General features: G+C 53.3%; 17 protein-coding genes. 5 read left to right on the top strand and 12 right to left on the bottom strand.

Annotation, left to right across the window (positions count from 1 at the left end; genetic code table 11):
* Window positions 1-4: 4 nt before the first annotated feature.
* Complete coding sequence (locus ABIE48_RS12405) at window positions 5-928, bottom strand: ABC transporter permease (protein WP_076166645.1); 924 nt, start codon at window positions 926-928, stop codon at window positions 5-7.
* A gap of 58 nt (window positions 929-986) precedes the next feature.
* A complete protein-coding gene (locus ABIE48_RS12400; protein ID WP_192714412.1) occupies window positions 987-2612 on the bottom strand; it encodes an extracellular solute-binding protein in 1626 nt (541 codons plus the stop codon).
* Between the two features lie 311 nt (window positions 2613-2923).
* On the opposite strand from ABIE48_RS12400, the gene ABIE48_RS12395 reads away from it, so the two are divergent.
* Both ABIE48_RS12395 and ABIE48_RS12390 read left to right on the top strand, forming a co-directional pair.
* On the top strand, window positions 2924-4114 hold the full coding sequence (locus ABIE48_RS12395; RefSeq protein WP_192714413.1) for a cytochrome P450 family protein: 1191 nt from the start codon (window positions 2924-2926) through the stop codon (window positions 4112-4114).
* 86 nt (window positions 4115-4200) lie between these two features.
* Window positions 4201-5391 (top strand): styrene monooxygenase/indole monooxygenase family protein, encoded by a 1191-nt coding sequence (locus ABIE48_RS12390; protein WP_192714414.1) that lies wholly within the window; start codon window positions 4201-4203, stop codon window positions 5389-5391.
* Between the two features lie 110 nt (window positions 5392-5501).
* On the opposite strand, the gene ABIE48_RS12385 is transcribed toward ABIE48_RS12390, so the two are convergent.
* Window positions 5502-6197, bottom strand: coding sequence for an FHA domain-containing protein (locus ABIE48_RS12385; protein ID WP_145020472.1), 696 nt, complete (start codon window positions 6195-6197; stop codon window positions 5502-5504).
* Between the two features lie 154 nt (window positions 6198-6351).
* Here ABIE48_RS12385 and pbp4 point away from each other — a divergent pair, with 154 nt between their 5' ends.
* The gene (gene pbp4, locus ABIE48_RS12380) at window positions 6352-8406 is read left to right on the top strand and encodes a penicillin-binding protein PBP4(5) (RefSeq protein WP_192714415.1); all 2055 of its coding nucleotides are present in this window, start codon (window positions 6352-6354) and stop codon (window positions 8404-8406) included.
* Between the two features lie 108 nt (window positions 8407-8514).
* On the top strand, window positions 8515-9945 hold the full coding sequence (gene pdxR, locus ABIE48_RS12375; RefSeq protein ID WP_192714416.1) for a MocR-like pyridoxine biosynthesis transcription factor PdxR: 1431 nt from the start codon (window positions 8515-8517) through the stop codon (window positions 9943-9945).
* A 13-nt stretch (window positions 9946-9958) separates the two neighbouring features.
* Here pdxR and ABIE48_RS12370 read toward each other — a convergent pair whose 3' ends face one another.
* From ABIE48_RS12370 to ABIE48_RS12360, 3 genes are all read right to left on the bottom strand, one after another.
* Window positions 9959-10573 carry a thioredoxin family protein gene (locus tag ABIE48_RS12370; RefSeq protein ID WP_145020481.1) on the bottom strand — a complete coding sequence of 205 codons (615 nt, stop codon included), beginning with the start codon at window positions 10571-10573 and terminating at the stop codon, window positions 9959-9961.
* A gap of 96 nt (window positions 10574-10669) precedes the next feature.
* On the bottom strand, window positions 10670-11503 hold the full coding sequence (locus ABIE48_RS12365; RefSeq protein WP_354518961.1) for a cytochrome c oxidase assembly protein: 834 nt from the start codon (window positions 11501-11503) through the stop codon (window positions 10670-10672).
* Window positions 11504-12004 (bottom strand): DUF2243 domain-containing protein, encoded by a 501-nt coding sequence (locus ABIE48_RS12360; protein ID WP_192714417.1) that lies wholly within the window; start codon window positions 12002-12004, stop codon window positions 11504-11506.
* A 173-nt stretch (window positions 12005-12177) separates the two neighbouring features.
* Between ABIE48_RS12360 and ABIE48_RS12355 the strand changes: the two genes are divergently transcribed.
* The gene (locus ABIE48_RS12355) at window positions 12178-12909 is read left to right on the top strand and encodes a class I SAM-dependent methyltransferase (RefSeq protein WP_192714418.1); all 732 of its coding nucleotides are present in this window, start codon (window positions 12178-12180) and stop codon (window positions 12907-12909) included.
* A gap of 70 nt (window positions 12910-12979) precedes the next feature.
* Here the strand turns inward: ABIE48_RS12355 and glpX are convergent, their stop codons facing one another.
* The 6 genes from glpX to ABIE48_RS12325 form a co-directional block, all read right to left on the bottom strand.
* Window positions 12980-13954, bottom strand: coding sequence for a class II fructose-bisphosphatase (glpX, locus tag ABIE48_RS12350; protein WP_145020490.1), 975 nt, complete (start codon window positions 13952-13954; stop codon window positions 12980-12982).
* Between the two features lie 272 nt (window positions 13955-14226).
* Window positions 14227-15225, bottom strand: a complete 999-nt coding sequence (locus tag ABIE48_RS12345; protein WP_192714419.1) for an LLM class flavin-dependent oxidoreductase — start codon at window positions 15223-15225, stop codon at window positions 14227-14229.
* Between the two features lie 230 nt (window positions 15226-15455).
* On the bottom strand, window positions 15456-16247 hold the full coding sequence (locus ABIE48_RS12340; RefSeq protein ID WP_354518959.1) for an alpha/beta hydrolase: 792 nt from the start codon (window positions 16245-16247) through the stop codon (window positions 15456-15458).
* A 228-nt stretch (window positions 16248-16475) separates the two neighbouring features.
* The gene (locus tag ABIE48_RS12335) at window positions 16476-17495 is read right to left on the bottom strand and encodes an LLM class flavin-dependent oxidoreductase (RefSeq protein WP_145020499.1); all 1020 of its coding nucleotides are present in this window, start codon (window positions 17493-17495) and stop codon (window positions 16476-16478) included.
* Window positions 17496-17621: 126 nt separating this feature from the next.
* Window positions 17622-17897 carry a DUF896 domain-containing protein gene (locus ABIE48_RS12330; protein WP_076166701.1) on the bottom strand — a complete coding sequence of 92 codons (276 nt, stop codon included), beginning with the start codon at window positions 17895-17897 and terminating at the stop codon, window positions 17622-17624.
* Between the two features lie 27 nt (window positions 17898-17924).
* On the bottom strand, window positions 17925-18410 hold the full coding sequence (locus ABIE48_RS12325) for an RrF2 family transcriptional regulator (protein WP_089547005.1): 486 nt from the start codon (window positions 18408-18410) through the stop codon (window positions 17925-17927).
* Window positions 18411-18579 lie beyond the last annotated feature (169 nt).

Here is an 18579-nt window from a genome sequence, read left to right as displayed (position 1 = left end):
CACCTCACCATAGGCTGTTTTGGCTCACCCTCCGGCTGATGGCGTTGGCCGTAATCAGGAGGACGAGATTGATGACCGAGTTGAACAAACCGACGGCGGAGCTGTAGCTCCAGCCGAACTCCAGCAGGCCCTTGCGGTATACGAAGGAGGAGATGACGTCTGCCGTTTCGTACGTAACCGGGTTATATAGAAGAATGATCTTTTCAAACCCGACGTTGAGCAGGTTCCCCATCCGGAGAATGAACATGATCATAATGGTCGGCAGCAGTCCGGGCAGTGTAATGTACAGCATCTGCTTCAGACGGCTTGCCCCGTCGATCCGGGCTGCTTCGTACTGCTCCAGATCGATGCTCATGAGCGCAGCTATATAAATAATCGATTCCCAGCCGATCCGCTGCCAGATTTCAGACAGCACGTAGATGGGCCGGAACAGATCGGGCTTTTGCAGCATGGCCTGGCCGTCATAGCCCAGGAACATGAACAGGCGGTTGATGAGCCCATCCGCGTTCGTAAAATCGGTGATGATGCCGCAAATGACGACGAGCGAAATAAAATACGGCATATACGTGATCGTCTGGACGACGCGTTTGAATTTCTTCTTGCGTACTTCATTGATCAGGAGTGCCAGTATGATCGGCGCCGGGAACTCAAAAACCAGCGTATAGAGGCTGATCAAGATCGTATTTTTTAAAATTCTCCAAAAATAGTAGCTGCCGAAAAAGTCATGAAAATGCTTCAATCCGACCCAGTCGCTGCCCAGAATGCCCTTCATGGGCGAATAATCTTTGAAAGCGATCAGCGCCCCGTACATGGGTGCGTAATGAAAGACCAAATAATAGGCGATCACCGGCAGCATCATGATGTATAAATACTTGTTGAGCACAAAATCACGAACGAGCCGGCTTCGAAACGATTGCCGATTTGCCATGCCTGAAGTTCACCTCGATTATATTAGGGGGAGAGCAGGCCCTCCCCTTCCCTTGTGCTTACCGGCTGTTGTAACGCTGCAGCGCCGCCGTTTGAATTTCGATCGCCCGGTCCAGTCCCAACGACTTCATCTTGGCGACATAACTGTCATATTGATCGACCGGCTCGGAGCCGAGAATGATCTTGATCGTCATTTCATCCACCAGCGTGTTGATATCATTCATGATGGTGGCATACTCGGAGCTTTCATCCGGCGTCGGCGTAATGGATGGCAGGTTATACTTCGCCGCATCGGTGTTTTTCCAAACCTCCACCGCATCCCGCTGCGTCTGGAGCGCAAAGAACTGCTCCGCGTAACGCTTATCCTGCACGAACGGCCCGTTATAGCTGCTGCGCGCATACAGGGATATCGCCTGGGCGGGAGCGAGCTTGTCCGGATTTTTCATCAAGAGATCGGTAAATTTCGGATAGCCGTTCTCCATGTTGTAGCTGACGCCTTCCTCACCGAAGTTGAAGAACATATGTCCTTCCTCGCTGTACCCGTAATCCAGCATACGCACCGCGAGCGCGGGATCTTTCGCTGCGGTCGTGACCGCTACCGTTCCTTCGGACGCATAGGCCTGGTTCAGCTGTCCGAATTTGGGCTTGTCCCCTTTGTTCAGCACCGGATAAGGCGCCGCAACAAGCACGGCTTTCGGATCGTTTGCCTCAACGAGCGGCTGCCATTTGCCGATGCCTCCTCCGGCGTTACCGATCGTGGCCCCGGTAGCGCCGGATGCCATGTTGCCGTCAACTGCCTTCGTATCCGCCGTCGCTATGTTTTTGTCGATCAAGCCTTCCTTATACCAGTCATGGAACAGTTTCAAATACGCTTTAAAACCAGGCTCGGCGGGGCCGAATTTGACCTTCCCGTCTTCCTGATAAAACCCGCGGTTCACACCGAAGGCACCGATAAATGCGCCGTTGCCGGATTCATTGAAAAAGCGCGGCTTGCTCACGACCGAAAACGGTGCGGCCGCCCCTTTTTTCTCTTTGAAGGCTCTCAGCGTCGCCGTCCATTCATCGATCGTTTCCGGCACCGGCAGACCCAGCTCGTCCAGCCAGTCCTTCCGGATAATTGGCCCCTGGAATACGCGCAGGTATTCGTCGCCCCGGATGAACGGGAACGCGTAATAGCTGCCGCTGTCCGTTTTGACCATCTTGTCGATGTCGGGATGCTCCTGAAGGTACTTTTTCAGGTTTGGAGCATACTTGTCGATCAGATCGTTCAGCTTCAAAATATAACCGTCCTTGATCGCCTTTTCCGGTCCGCCGGGAAAATCGCCGATAAAGTTGTATTCGATCATATCCGGCAAATCCCCAGAGGCCAGCATGACGTTGAAGGCTTCCTTAACTTGACCGGTCGGCGGCGCGGTGAACTCGAGCGGTACCCCGGTTTTTTCCTGCCATTTCTGAAAGAAAGGAATTTCGTCATGCGTCGCCTTGATTCCGACCAGGTTGCCGTTGATCTCGCCCCAGTAGGACAGCTTCTCATCGGTTTTTAATGGGTAGGTCGCCGATTCGGCCGCTCCTCCCGGACTTGACCCCTTTGCCGCATCTTCGCTGCTCTTGCCGCCGGATGAACAGCCCGCCAGCACACTGCCCAGCATCGCGATGATCAGACCCGCAGCTGCGATTTTTTTCATGCCTACAACCTCCATTTGATATGTGGTGAATCTTGCCCTTTCAGACTATCGAAGCAGCGTTCCACCGGATATGAGCAGAAAATACAAAACGATTATCTTTTTTCTTGCGGTGGATGACGATTTCTCCAATCGAATGAACAAAAACGGTAAACATTACCGAAAAACTACCGTTTTGATGTTGTTATCCGAAAATTACAGGAAGGGCTGCATAGGTTGATATAGAGGCTAGAGCGCGCTTTTTGGATATCGTTCCCATATTCTTTTATAATGAAAGGGCAATCTATCATTGTTTCGAGAGGAGTCCATTGTCTATGCATGCAAGCGAAACTCCGAAAAATGCGTTGTTTACAAGCGACTTTACCCGCAACCCTTACCCCGTGTACGAGAAACTGCGTCAAAGCGATCCCGTTGTGAAAGTCATGCTTCCTAACGGGCAAACCGGCTGGCTCATCAGCACCTACGAGGATGCGGCAGCCGTGCTGAAAGATCCGAGGTTCATCAAGGACATGACCAAATTCATCGGGCAGGAGCATCCAAGCGTGTTCTCCAAAAACATGCTGTTCTCCGACCCGCCGGATCACAAACGTCTTCGCGGTCTGGTGCAAAAGGGCTTCACGCCCCAGCGGATCGAAAGCATGCGGGATCATATCCAGGAGATTGCGGACAGGCTTCTGGATGCGGTCTCCGGCAAGGATCATCTGAACCTCATTGACGATTACGCCTTTCCGCTGCCGATCATCGTCATCAGCGAAATTTTGGGCGTGCCCACGGAGGATCAGGACAAGTTTCGGGTGTGGTCGAACTCCATCATTGAGGCTTCGAATCAGAAAATGGGCGAGGATGTCTCTCGCCATATGAACGAATTTATCGCTTATTTGAAGGATTGGTTTGAAAACATCCGCGAACAGCCTGGGGACGACATGATCAGCGAGCTGGTGGTTGCGGAACATCAAGGGGATCGCCTGACTGAGGAAGAGTTGTATGGCGTCGTCACGCTGATGATCATCGCCGGCCACGAGACGACGGTCAACTTGATCGGCAACGGCGTGCTGGCCCTGCTGGAATATCCGGAGCAGCGCCAACTCCTTCAGGACCGGCCGGAACTCATCCAGGGAGCCGTCGAGGAAATGCTCCGGTACAACGGCCCTGTGGAATTCAGCACCTCCCGCTGGGCGTCCGAGGATCTGGAATTCAGGGGCCAGCCATTCCAACGGGGCGACCTCGTGATCGTCGCGCTCGATGCAGCCAACCGGGATCCGGCCCAGTTTGAGGACCCGGACCTGTTTGACATTACCCGCGGCAAGAGCCCGCATCTGGCGTTCGGCAAAGGGATACACCTGTGCCTTGGCGCCCCGCTCGCCCGCTTGGAGGGAGAGATTGCGGTCAATACGCTGCTGCGGCGTTTTCCCGACTTTGCGCTTGAAGGAGCGATCGGGGATCTGGAATGGAGACCCGGCATGATCGTGCGCGGGGTGAAAGAAATCCCGCTTCGTCTGAGCTAAAATTAGTCAATTGTTCCCTGTTGGTCCTTCCGGGCTCAAAGGTATGCTTTTTAAATAGTCCCCACAGATCAAGGAGGAGATCACTCATGAGAACCATCGGCATTATCGGAAGCGGAACGGCCGGGCTGCAGCTGGCCTATGCGCTGAAGGACGATTTTGACGTCACCGTGCTGCATCATGAAGAACCTGATGAGGTCCGCAGCGGAAGAGTCCGTTCGACCCAGGTTCATTTCCAGCCGACACTTGCGCGCGAGCGGCGTGTGCAAATGCCCGCGAACAGCGATGCGCCGCAGATCCGGACCATTCACTTTCAGCTCGGCGGACAAAAGCTGTTTACCGGGCAGTTGACAGGCATCGCCACTTCCACCGATCAGCGCATCCGGTTTGCGGATGCCATGGAGGATTTGGCCAAGGATGGCGTTCGGTTCCGGCATGGACGCATTGCGGCTGGTGATCTGGATGCGCTCGCCGCCTCGTTCGACCTGATCATCGACGCAGCCGGCAAATCGGGACCGGTCGCCTCTTTTCCCGTCGATGAGAGCCTGACGCCCTTCCGGACACCGCAGCGGAAATGCATCGTCGGTTATTTCTCCGGTATACGTCCGGTCGAGCCCGAAGGCATTTCCATTACGGTGATGCCCGGCACCGGTGAAATGTTCGAGATTCCTGCCGTTACGTCAAACGGACGGGCCACAATACTGTTTATTGAAGCGGTTCCGGGCGGAGCACTGGATGCTTTTGTCGGCGTGAAGGGACCGGATGCTTTTGCCGAGCGGATGCTTGGCATGGTGGAGGAACACCTCCCGGAGATTGCCGGGCGGATCGATCCGGCCAAATTCGCGCTGATTGACGACAACGCATATCTGCTCACGGCCGTCACCCCTGCGGTTCACCGCCCGTATGTCATGCATAATGGCACGCTCATCCTGGGATGCGGAGACAGCGTATTCCTTGCCGACCCGATCACCGGGCAGGGCTGCAATACGGCTTCGTACGCTGCCGAGCAGCTGTACGAGACGCTGCTGGTCCATGCGGATGCTGATTGGGACGAGTCGGTCGGCAGCGAATATTGGAACCGGACGCAGCCTTATATCAAGGCCGTGACTGAATGGACCAACGCCATGACCCAGCCGCTGCCGGGACATATTGCCGAGCTTCTGATGCAAGCGGCAGCTGACCAGAATACGGCGGACCGCATAGCCCATTGGTTTGAAGATCCGACGCAAGCGTACCGCAGCTTCTTTGAACAACACAACAGCCAGCCTTTTCCCCGCTAGGGGAAGGCTGGCTGTTTGTTTTTATCATTTTCGTTCCAATGAACGATAAAGATGACGACAACCCGCCTCAGACATTCCGGGCGGGTTGTTAAAATTACTATTAGGCCGAGTCACCGGGATAAGGCCGAATCAGACCCCGCATATTCCCGTTTCATATATACGCCTTTTTTGTACACCGACTTGATGACGAAATATCCTTGCAGTTTCTTGTTCGTCCGGTAAATCAGTGAATTGACCTCGTCAATGCCAACCAGCTCAGTATCATCGATACAGCGCTCGGGCCATACATATCTCATAATTTCGTCCCGGGTCACAAAATGGTCCAGCCGGCTGTGCATGAGCTTAAACAGCTGGTATTCCTTCTTAGATAGCGGGACCGTCTCCTCATCAATCTGAACGCTCTGCATATCGTCATTCAAGCGCACATCGTCTTCAGGCCACCCCGAAAAAACATACTCCCTCGTTTCCTCTAGGTCCATGACCGTCTCCAGCTCCAAAGCAACCAGTCCGTTCACCAGAGTTAGGCGGTCACCCGGAGACACCGCAGCGGGTTCATGGGGGTTCAAGCGCTGGCCGTTCAGCTCGGTCCCGTTCTTGCTGCCTAAATCCTCGACTTGAAGCCCCTCTTCGGTCCACGCGATCCGGCAGTGCTGTTTAGATACCAGCAGGTTGTATATCTCGAGCATCCCTTGTTCCGAGCCGGTATGTCTACCAACCGTCACGGTTTCTCCTTCTTCCAAGTAAATAAACGATCCATGGCCTTTCTGGCCGGCGGTATCAATCATGATTTTGATTTTGTCCGGCATATCTACCTCTCACTTTCCTTTGTCTCTTTCTCCCGTCAATGATAAATTCGTCAGATTTGTTCCATTGTTTGCCTACCCTGCTGATTTTATAGTTAGCCTATACCCGTTTCCATGTTTACTTGTGAATTATATTTCAAAAGCGAGGTTTATAGCAATGAAGCGATTGAAGCGAAAACAATTTTTTACATACGTGCTGTTAGCTTTTCTGGTTGCCAGCGGGATGGCGATATACGTGTTTATCCAGGGGCGGGATGAACCCGGTCCCGAACAGACGCTGCAGTCTTACTTCAACAGTCTGAAAGAAATGAAATTTGACAGGCTCTACGACCTCATGACGCCTGAATCCCTTGAGCAATCGGGAATGAGCCGCGAGCAGTTCGTCGAGAAATACCAATCGATCTTCAGCGGAATGGGCGTTACCGGCGTTAAAGTGACACAGGGGCCTGCCTTCCAGTCCGAAGAAGATCATCATTATTCCATGGACTATACCGCTACCTGGCATACCCAGATCGGCGATGTTGATGGAGATTACCACTTGAAGCTGCTTCAGGTTGAGCTAGACCATAATAAGGTTTGGGCCATCGAGTGGCATCCTTCTCTGATTCTACCAGAGATGTCCGCCGGCGACAAAGTAAGGGTCCGGGTATTGACGCCTCAGCGTGGTGAAATCACGGACCGGGACGGGAACCTGCTGGCTACCCGCGGCACCGCATACGAATGGGGGATTACCCCTTCCGAACTCGGCGACCATCCGAATCAGACGATCTCCAGCATCGCCGCCTATTTCAAACTTCCGGTGGAATATATCCAAAAAAAGCTGGCGCAGAAATGGGTCAAACCGGATTATTTTGTTCCAATGGCCAATGTTCCCGATGCCGATCTGTCCCAGAAACTGCCGGGAGTCTCGGTCAGACCGAAAGAAGTGAGGTACTATCCGCTGGGCCAAGCCGCCGCCCACCTCACCGGTTATGTCCATCAGGTGACGCAGGAAGATTTGCAGAACGATAAAGACGGCTATTATGCAGCCGGGGACTGGATTGGCAAGGCCGGACTGGAACAATCGCTGGAAAAGCAGCTGCGGGGACGGAAAGGGGGATTGATCGAAATTACCGACGCGAAGGGTAACCGTAAACGCATCGTTGCCCAGAAGCCAGCGGTAAACGGCGAGAACATCCGCCTTACGGTCGCCTCCGCTCTTCAGCAGGACCTGTACCGTACGCTGTCCGGCGATACCGGTGCAGCAGTGTTGATGAATCCGAAGCATGGAGATCTGCTGGCCCTGGTCAGCACCCCTTCGTATGACCCGAACCAAATGGTCATCGGCCTGTCACAGCAGGAATGGGACGCTTATTCCAAGGATCCGGAGCTTCCTTTCTTTAACCGGTTCGCGGCCCGGTATGCGCCGGGATCGGTGTTTAAAGCGGTGACGGCCGCTGCCGGCCTGACCGAAGGCATAACCAAGGCGGATAAAACCCGCCGCATTGACGGTCTGCATTGGAAAAAAGACGCGGGCTGGGGCGGGTACTATGTCACGCGGGTGAAGGACGTCAGCTCCGTGAATATGGTGGATGCCCTCGTGTATTCGGACAACATTTATTTTGCTCAAGAAGCGCTGGAAATGGGCAACGGCAAATTTATCGAAGGCATATCCAAATTCGGCTTCGGCGAGAATTGGGGGCTGGACATGATCAACCTGAAGCCAAGCCAGTATGCCAACGCCTCCCACCGGGACCTGGCTTCGGAAGTTCTGCTCGCGGATACGTCCTATGGACAAGGAGAAATGCTGTTGTCCCCGATCCATGTGGCGGTCGCATTCACACCCTTCGCCCAGCAAGGCAAACTTGTCCCCCCTATCCTCTTTCTACGGCAGGAAGATCAAGAATCTCCTCAAGCGATCCAAATCATCACTCCCCAGGTTGCCGGAACGGTCAAAGATGCACTGACGCAGGTCGTCAGCCGAAGCGGCGGCACCGCTCACGCGCTGTCTTCTGCCGAGCTGAAGCTGGCGGCAAAAACCGGTACAGCCGAGCTGAAAGCCAAAAAAGGCGAACAGGGCGAGGAGAATGGATTTGTAGTCGCCTTCGACGCGGAGCAATCTTCTTTCCTGATATCCGCACTGATCGAAAATGTACATGCACGCGGCGGCAGCCACTACGTCGTGAACAAGCTGAAGCCTTTTCTAAATACACTGAATCTACAAACAAAATAACGGTCAAGAAATCCGTCAACTTGCGTTGCAGCCATCGCTGCAGATCGAGACCCTCTTGTGATACGATGAGGACAAGAATCAGCGAATCCTACGCAAAGGCGGTATCCCATGTTTGACCTTCTGCTACCCGAGCATTCAGGCTCTCCGTTATATCTTCAACTCTATCATTTGATCCGCGAACAAATCCGCTTAGGGAAAGTTGCGGCTGGGACCCGGCTGCCGTCCGTACGGGCGCTTCAGCAGCAGCTCCATATCAGCAAGACGCCTGTCGAAACCGCATATCACATGCTGGTGGTCGAAGGCTATGTCGTCAACAAACCTAAGTCGGGCTTTTACGTGGTGGACGACCCTGAATTTATACAAAAAGTCGTGACAACGTCTCCGGCTCGGCGTATGCAGCTTAAGCATACCGTGCCAGGATTTCACGAGTGTTTACGCGAAGAAGGCATAGACTGGATCGATTTTAACCCTACCCATATGGATGGAGATTCGTTTCCAATGCGGACATGGAACAAAATGCTAAAAGAAGCCGTACAGCCATTGGCCGCACAGCTGGGTCGATATGGGGATTCCCGAGGCGAACCGGGACTGCGGGCTGCCATCTCGGAGTATCTGGCTCATTCCAGAGGCGTCCTCTGTTCACCGGAGCAAGTCATCATTGGCAGCGGCATGTCGTACAGCATCGGAATTCTGGTTAAACTTCTGAACGGGATACGGCGGGTGGCATTTGAAGAGCCTGGCTTCGATCTCGTAAGGAACCTATTGAACGGATACGGCTGGGAGGCGGTTCCGGTCCCGGTTAGCGGCCAAGGGCTGCTTGTGGATGAGCTGGCAAAAGTTCCTTTTCAGGCCGTATATGTCACACCTTCGCATCAGTTCCCGACAGGAAGCATCATGCCGTATTCGCAGCGGGTGCGTCTGCTCGCATGGGCTGAAACGGCGGGCGCTTATATTATCGAGGATGACTATGACGGAGAATTCCGGTATCAGGGCAAGCCGATCCCCTCCCTTCAAGGGCTTGATAACAAAGGCAGGGTTATCTATATCGGTACCTTCTCGAAGACATTGTCGCCTGCGCTCCGCATCAATTATATGGTCGTTCCTCCCACACTCTTGCTCAACTTATCCAACCTCCACCCTGATCTGCTGCATGCACCTTCGCGCCTGGAACAGTGGGCGCTGGAGCGGTTCATGCGGGAGGGGCACTGGTACAGACATTTGCGGAAGACACGCAACTTGTACCGCAAGAAGCATCATCATTTGATAGACCTGATACGCATTCACATGGGTGAGCAAGTCCATATTACCGGTCAGCATGCGGGGCTTCACCTTCAGCTGAGCGTCCGCCGCCATGGTACCGCTCAAGAGCTGATCCAGCGGGCTGAACAGCAGCGGGTCAGGGTGTATGATTTCCGCAGTATGTGGGCTGACCCGCCCGATGCCCCCCTTCCTGTCGTTTATTTGGGCTTTGCCGGCCTTCCGCTTCCGGTTATGGAAGAAGGTATCCATCGTTTAAAAAAGGCTTGGTTCGGCACCTAAACTCTTTCTATCTCTACGGTGTTTGAACAAACCGACGAAACAGCACGTCCAGCTCTTGCAAAATGACATCCTGGTACCGGTCGCCTTCAAGGTAAAGAGCTCCGATGTCCCGGTAAACTTGGTTCAGCTGTTCTTGATAGGAAGGGGACTGCCGGTCCGGCCGGCTGGCTTTAAAGTCGTCCATCACTTGCTGAATGTAGGCTGGGCGCGCCCCCCACCTGCCGAGCACGTTGCCACCCCGGTCAACAAAAATCGCCACAGGCTGGGCTCTTCCGCCGTCCGTTAGAAATAAATCCATCGTATCCAGATGTTCTTCCATGATCAGCGCTTCAACCGGGATGCCGGACTGCTCCATGATCCGAAACAGCACGGGGACGTTCCATATGACATCCGGACACCAGTCCGTGCATAAGATCAGGCAGCGAATGCCTAAACGCTCACCTGAAGATGCAAACAAACTCCGCCTGGCCGAATCGAGCGTACGGAATCCATGATATTTGTCATAAAACCTTTCAACGGTATTCGGTATCCCGCTGTTAACCATTTCTCTGACCTGCATACGTTCCATAAATTGCCGCGGAGTAATCCCTTGTCCGACTTTATGCATTAGATTGACAGCTTCTGTCATCGCCACTTCCAACCTTTCTTATTCGTATATCTACCAACATAAAACAAAACTGACCCTATAGAAATGGTCAGTTTCCTTTTTTTAAAAAAGTCAATTTTACGAAATGGCCGGGGACGAAGCGGTCTTGTGCCTTTTGCCAGGCCGTGCCGACTTGTACCACTGCAGACAAAACAGAAAGATGAGGATCAGGTCGACGGCATCCCCCCCGTAATACATGAGCTGTGCTCCCGATTCAGCCTGAGCTATGGGGACGCCTCCCGGCGGATATGCATATAGAACCTTAGCCAAGATTCCATGTCCGGCAAGAGATAATACGAGGATGCCTGCACGAAATCCGTATCCTGTCCGGTGAGGACTGGGATCCATGCAGAGCAGCGCCGCGGCGTATATGTACCCTGCGACAAACATATGTGCATGGACCAAAACATGAAGAACCGGATGGTGCTGCATTGCCGAGTACAAGCCGGTATAATACAGCACCCACAGTCCTCCGACGTTCAAAAGAGATGCCGTAACTGGATGGCTCAGCAGACGCACTGGCCGGGTTTTCAGCCAAGCTGACATCCTGCGCGCCGACGAAATCGTTAAGCTGCGCAGCAATAAGGTTATGGGAGCAGAGCATGCGAGCAATAAAGGGGAGAGCATGCCAAGCAGCAGATGCCCCAGCATATGATATAAAAAATCGTCATGTGCCCTTGCCGCCAGTGGTCCCGTTAACGCTCCTGCCGCAGCAGTGACACCAAGGATCCAGCAGATCGTGCGCATGGCGGGCCATCTGTTAAACCGGCGTTTCGCAGCTTTCGCCGCCACAGTGTAGAGGCCGATAAGCACGAGAAATAAGAGGATAAAGAGCGCATCATGGAGAGTCCCAGTCCCGGCATCATGGTGACCTCCGGCAGCATGACCTGCGTGATGTCCTGTCATGTTCATTTAACCGTCCCTTTCCGTTTCCCGCTTCGCTAATCTGCCCGTTTGAACGATCAGCATGATGCCGATGATCAGAATGACGGCAGCGCTGACATTCCAAACGACGTCGTATACGAAGACGTTGTCAACGTACCGGATCTGATGAATCCGCATCCACTTGTGCTGGATCGTCCCGTCATACAGCTGAAATCCGCCGACGCCGAGGAGCATGCCGCCCCACCAGCGTTTTGGCCACAAGGCGTTTCTCCGCCGGAGATCCGATACCATAAACATGCCGGCGACCGTCGCGAACCAATTGAGCGCATGAAACAGGCCGTCCGACACAAGACCCACGGCCGATGTGGATTTGTCATAAAAATGATGCCAATGCAGCAGCTGATGAAACACGACCTCATCCACAAAAGCGATAAATCCGATGCCGGCCAGAAATCCCGACCAGAGATTGGGGTTGGAATACGTAATCCGGGCTGAAAGATTGGAAGACTCCGTTGCGTTGGATCTCATGGTTTTTCCACCTTTTGTAAGACTTGTTTCTTCTCAATATACCCAGTCGATGCCGGGTTATAACATGTCCTTAATCTCAGCATCATCTTGACCCGGAAGACACGCCCAATTTATAGTTGGATCAGATTGAAACAAGAGCAAAGGTGAATAGCAAATAAAGGAGTGCATCGGTTATGAAACAAAACAAGTATGACGATTCCGCTTTTTTTGCGGCGTATAAAGAGATGCCCCGGTCCATCGGCGGGCTTGGGGCTGCAGGGGAATGGCATGAATTTAAAGAACTGCTTCCTGATCTGCAGGGCAAATCGGTTCTCGACCTCGGCTGCGGCTTTGGCTGGCATTGCCGGTATGCGCGGGAACAGCATGCAGCTGAGGTGGTCGGCGTAGACATTTCGGCTAAAATGCTGGAATCCGCACGTGAACAAACAGATGATCCGGCAATCACCTATCTGCAGGCACCGATCGAAGATATCCACTTTCCCGACGGCCATTTCGACGTCGTCCTCAGCTCGCTAGCTTTCCATTACGTGCAGTCGTTTGACGCTGTATGCCAAAAAGTACACAGCTGCTTAAAGCAGGGCGGCACCTTCGTCTTCTCGGTGGAGCATCCTATTTTTACGTCCCGGCCCGAGCAAGAATGGATTCTGGACGACCAGGGCAGTCCGCTGTACTGGCCGGTGGATCATTATCAGGATGAAGGTGTTCGCAACACAGCGTTTTTAACGGACCATGTCATTAAATATCACCGTACCCTTTCCACTTACATCAACGATTTAATTCGCACCGGGTTTGCCATCACGGCGGTTCGCGAGCCGCTTCCCGACCCGAAATTGATGCACCACCCCGGTATGAAGGACGAAACGCGCAGGCCGATGTTCCTCATTCTGTCTGCCGAGAAAAAATAAAACCAACAAGGACAGGCTTCCCGCCTGTCCTTGCTGGTTCGATTCTAGTGCTCATTATAAGATACCTGAGTTACATCGCCGCCCCTTGAACCAATGCCTCCTGAACCGGAAGCTCATGGATCGTCCGCAGGTAGCTGATCGTCTTGTTGGCCGAATGCATGACGACTGAATAGGTTTCGGCCTTGTCTTCCTGCAGATACCGCACACCGTTTAAGAAAGATCCGGAAGTGACGCCGGTAGCAACGAAAAGCACTTCTTTCGTACCTACGAGATCGTCCATCGTCAGCAGCATGTGCGGATCCGGAATCCCCATCCGCCGGCAGCGTTCGAGATCCGGCGGGCCGGCGGGGAGCAGTCTTCCCTGCATCTCCCCGCCAAGGCAGCGGAGTGCGGCGGCGGCCAATACGCCCTCGGGCGCACCGCCTGAGCCGACATACAGATCCACTTCACTCTCCATCGCCGCCTCAATCGCTCCCATGACGTCACCGTGGCTGAGCAGCTTGATCCGCGCCCCCATCATCCGAAGCTTGGCGATAATCTCCTGGTGGCGATCCCTGTCCAGAACCGATACCGTTACATCCGATACTGGCTTGTTCAGTATGGCCGATACTTTGGTAAGCGTCGTTTCGATCGGATCATCAAGTGACAGCTGGCCGGCCAGCTTTGGACCTGCCGCCAGCTTGGCCATATACATATCCGGCGCATGCAGAAGCTGACCCGCCGGAGCGGCGGCGATGACCGATATGGCATTGTTCAAACCGCTGGCTACCGTTTCGGTCCCCTCAAGCGGATCCACCGCGATGTCAACCTTCGGACCGCGGCGGTCCCCTACTTGTTCCCCGATATAGAGCATGGGGGCTTCGTCCATTTCCCCCTCGCCTATTACGACCGTTCCATCAATGGGCATCGAATGGAATTGCTTCCTGATCGCTGTCGTTGCAGCCTGATCTGCGCTGTTTTTGTCTCCTCTTCCCGTCCAGCGTCCGGCGGCAAGCGCCCCCGCCTCTGTCACTCTTACCATATCCATAGCAATATGACGTTCCATTTCTTTACCTCTCCTCCTATTCCATGCCCCGGTAATCCGGTAATTCTGCCGTGTGCTGCTGAGTGAAAACCCAAGCCTCCTCCCGCTTCGTTTTATTGTGTTTTATATATTACGTCACATTAAGCTATTTATCAATATTTATGACATCATTAATTTTTAATACAGCTATAGACGGGATGAATATCGTTTGCAAGTCCTATAAATAATCTAAAAAAGCGTACTCCCCCTCCATTATCGCAAGAGGTAAGTACGCTATTATTACGTCATATATCCTATTGTAAAAGCTCACGTGCCAGCAGCTTATATACCTGCAGCCGCTTTTCCTGGGAATGCGGGATGCTGCAGATCATGGCCTCATCAAATCCATACAGCTCCTGCTCTTCCTTCAGGCGGGCGGCAATTTCCTTAACCGGGCCAACCAAATGCAGCCTCCGGTTGTCCTGGATCAGCATCCGGTCCATTTCGGTTAACGGGTAATTATGCGCTTCTTCCGGGGTGAGCAGCTGCGTGATCTGCCGCCCCTTAGCCATCATAAGCCGAAACAGATCCTGCGGCAGCGCCTCATATTCGGCCTCTTCCCTAGTCTCAGCGGTGGTCACCAAATAGGTCACGCTGATCTGCGGTTTCTCCATAAAAGCCGAAGGCTTGAAGTGATCTTTATAGATATCCAGAATTTCACGGCTCATCGCTCCGTTGAAAAATTGCGCAAACGAATACCCAACACCCATCTCTCCGGCCTTAAGCGCACTGTCGCCGCTTGATCCGAGCAGCCATGCCTCAGGCAGGTTGACGTGAGCCGGGGATGCGGCGTTTTTGGCGTACAGGCTATCTTCCGGAACCTCATCGTTCATCAGCTGCAGCGTCGTCTTCAGCTTCTCGTACATATTGTGCAGCATCAGCTGCCGCCCTTCCGACAAGGCATACATGGAGCTTGTATCTCCGCCGGGTGCCCGGCCGACGCCGAAGTCGATCCGGCCAGGCGTGAATGCGCTCAGCGTCTTGAACACCTCGGCCAGCTTCAAAGGGGAATAATGCATCATCATGACACCACCGGTGCCGATCCGAATGGTCTGCGTTTTGGCCGCAAGACGGGCCGCAGTCACTTCAGGCGCCGAACTCGCAAACGTGCGCGCCCCATGGTGCTCGGCCATCCACATACGGGTGTATCCCAGCTCGTCGGCCAGAACGGCCAATTCTTCCGCCTTGTGAAGCGCTCCTTCCGCCGTATTTCCTATCGTAACGGGTGCTTGATCCAATACACTTAATTTCATGAGGTTACCTTCCCTTCCAGGTTAAACATCATCCTGAACGCTATCGCTTTATCCTGTATCAAAGAGGATAAACATTATCCACGTTATCGTAATATATCCTGGTCGAAAAGTAAAGACTGGCATCAAATCAATTCGGAGATTCACTGACCCGCTGTCAGCATGACAAAATCCGGCGACAGACCGTTTTTCGTTCCTGGCTAGAGCGCCAAACTTCAGAGTTATTGAAGCTTTTATTCAGCAGTATGCTCCAACCACGGGCGGAGAAAGCCCTCAATATCCTGCCTGGTTTCATGAAAATAGGTATTGTTATGCCAGCCGTAATTAAAAAAGCCATGCTCCGTGCCATCATAAGTTTTGAACGTAATCGGGTTGCCGGCATTCTGCATTTCTCGAACAAAGCCGCGGTTCTGGTCATACAAATCGTCCCCGGTTCCGCATATCCAGAGCGTCTGCGGCAGGCACCGCCTCACATGATGGATGGGCGAAATCTCTTCGGCAATAGGCAGCAGCTCGGGGTATCGGCGGGACATAATGTCCACCCCGTCCATCCCGGCCGCAAAGATGACAAGCTTATCGGGAACGGCCTTCACGCTCACATCGTCCAAATCGTCGTTCAAACGGTCGAACATGATGGAGGATACGGAAATATACCCGCCCGCCGAAGCTCCGCATATGGCCAGCTTCTCCGGATCGACACCGAGCTGCTCTGCATGCTGACGCACCCACCGCACGGCTGATTTAACATCCATAATCGCCTGCAGCGGGGTAAAGCCAGCATCACGCCCTGTCCTGTAATCCACGCAGATCGAAACGACGCCTAAGGATGCCAAAGCATGGGCCTGGTGCTGAAATTGGGCCGGCGAGAACTTCGGATTTGGCTGAAAGCTTCCCCCTTGGAAAAACAAAATCACCGGCCTGTTTGCCGCCTCCTGGTCCGGTTCGGACACATACAACCGCAGCTTCCGGTCGTTTACCTCTTTGTAGGTGATTTCGCGGACAGGATTATCAAAAGGAAATCGCATGGCTCTCATACTTTCTTCAAATGGTGTAGACCTAACATTTCCAAAATTATACACCATCCGGACAAGGTTGTCGTTTCCCTTTTTCCAAATACGGCGCGTTGCACTCCACCGTTCAAGCCGCCACTGCGCGCGGCTAAAAGAGCTAAAGAACAAAAAAAGACCGGCCTTGATATAGGCCAGTCTCTCTCCATTTCAGTCGTTACCCAATCAGGATAACGCTCAAAGCTGTCACTTTTTCATGCCGGTGACTTCGGCCACGATTTCGTACGAACGCAGGCGGGCCGCCGGGTCGTAGACCATCGAGTTGACAATCATTTCGTCCGCCTGGGTCTCATTCAGGAAGGCCTGCAGCTGCTGCTTGACTTCTTCCGGATTGCCGATGACCGATGAACGGATCTGTTTCATCACATGCGCCTTCTCGAACTCGTTCCAGTTGCCTTCCAGCGATTTAACCGGCGGGGCGAGTTGGCCTGGCGTATTCCGGATCAGGCTCAGAAACTGCTGCTGATGCGATGTGGCGATAAACTCCGCCTCTTCCGTTGTATCGGCCGCGTACACGTTTACTCCAACCATGGCGTAAGGTTTGTCCAGAACCGCAGACGGCTGAAACTGTCTCCGGTAAATGGTCAGTGCCTGCAGCGTATGATCGGGCGAGAAATGACTGGCGAAGGAGAACGGCAGGCCCATCTTGGCGGCCAAAGCAGCGCTGAAATCGCTGGAGCCGAGCAGCCAGATCGGAACTTGCTGTCCTTCCCCCGGAATGGCCCGGACTCGGTTATATTTGGACTTCTCGTCGAAATAGCCCATCAGTTCCTGAACATGCTGCGGAAAATAATGCCCATTGCTCGGGTCGCGGCGCAGCGCTTCCGCGGTCAGCTGGTCGGAACCCGGAGCGCGTCCGAGTCCAAGGTCAATCCGCCCCGGATACATGGCTTCCAGCGTACCGAACTGTTCCGCAATGACCAGCGGCGCATGGTTAGGCAGCATGATGCCTCCGGAACCGACGCGGATCGACTGGGTCCCTCCGGCTACATATCCGATGACGACGGACGTTGCCGAACTGGCGATGCCCGGCATGTTGTGATGCTCAGCCAGCCAATAACGGTTATAGCCCCAACGTTCGGCATGCTGCGCCAGGTTCAATGTATTTTTAAACGATTCGGCCGCGGTTCCACCCCTGACGATGGGTGCCAAATCAAGAACGGAAAACTTGATCTGATCCAGCGTTTTCGTATCGTGATTGCTCATAGGTATCAGCTTCTTTCCTGCAAATTTATATGAATGTCGGTAGGACAATTGAATCGTAAGTTGTCAAGCAAGTGAATGATATTGATCGATAAAAGTGCATATGCGTAAAGACTCTGTCGCCGGCCGTTAATCCAAATAGCGGCGAATCCGGTTTACAACGCCGGGAGCTTCCTCTTCCGTCTCCTCCTGCTCTGCTTTCACTTTTCGGACCTTCTCGGGCGTAACGTCATTGCCCAGCGGGTCAACCACCGTCAAGCGGGAGAACGTGCCCAGCACCTGCCCGCGGATTTCGCGGAGATAATCCTCGCGTAGCGATTGCTGTTCCACGCGTTCGGCGTTGGTGAGCCCTTCTTCTTTTTCCTTTTTGGCAAGCTCATTGATTCGGCTTAAAATCGAAATCATGCTTTTCCCTCTTTTCTTGTTTGTATGTTATACGACCATTTTTTCGTGAACCCAATCCTTTAGCGATTCAATCTTCTGTCTATAACGCTCCCGATGCGCATCGTCGTAAATGGATGCTACCGTCTCCCTCTGAAGTACGGTCTTCCAGGCGGATTCCGCCTCTTCCATCAAATTGGCCAGAAGGCAGCACGGATCGGGATCGTCCCGCAGTTCCAGCATATCCCGGAAAATGCCGCTGGAGGAATAAAGGGACTGCTGCCCCTCAATCGCGATGTAAATATCATAGATACGGATATCTTCTGTTTTTTTCTTCAATTTAAACCCGCCTTTTACCCCGGGTACGGAGGTGATCAGATCCGCGCTGACCAGCTTACGCAAAAGCTTCTGGAAATACGTCGGGGAAGTGCCGAGCTGCTGGCTGATTGCCTCGCCGGGCAGAACCGCCTTGTCCGGAAGCATGCTCAGCAGAAAAATCGCATATACGCACTGCTCCACGCCGGTCTTCATATGCATTGGTCATCACCTCCAATATTAATGTGGTCTCCATCAATCCCATTTGAGCGGAAAATTTGTTTTGCCGACTAAAGCGGATAATTATTGTCCGTATTAGATTATATGAAATCGGACCAAATGTAAACCATTAGTTTTACATTGAAAAATTTGCTGCAACTTTCAGTAGCAC

The sequence above is a fragment of the Paenibacillus sp. OAE614 genome, assembly GCF_040546645.1.
Taxonomy (GTDB): Bacteria; Bacillota; Bacilli; order Paenibacillales; family Paenibacillaceae; genus Paenibacillus_AQ; species Paenibacillus_AQ favisporus.
Note: the sequence above shows the minus strand (reverse complement) of the source record. Positions and strands in the feature narration are given on the sequence as shown.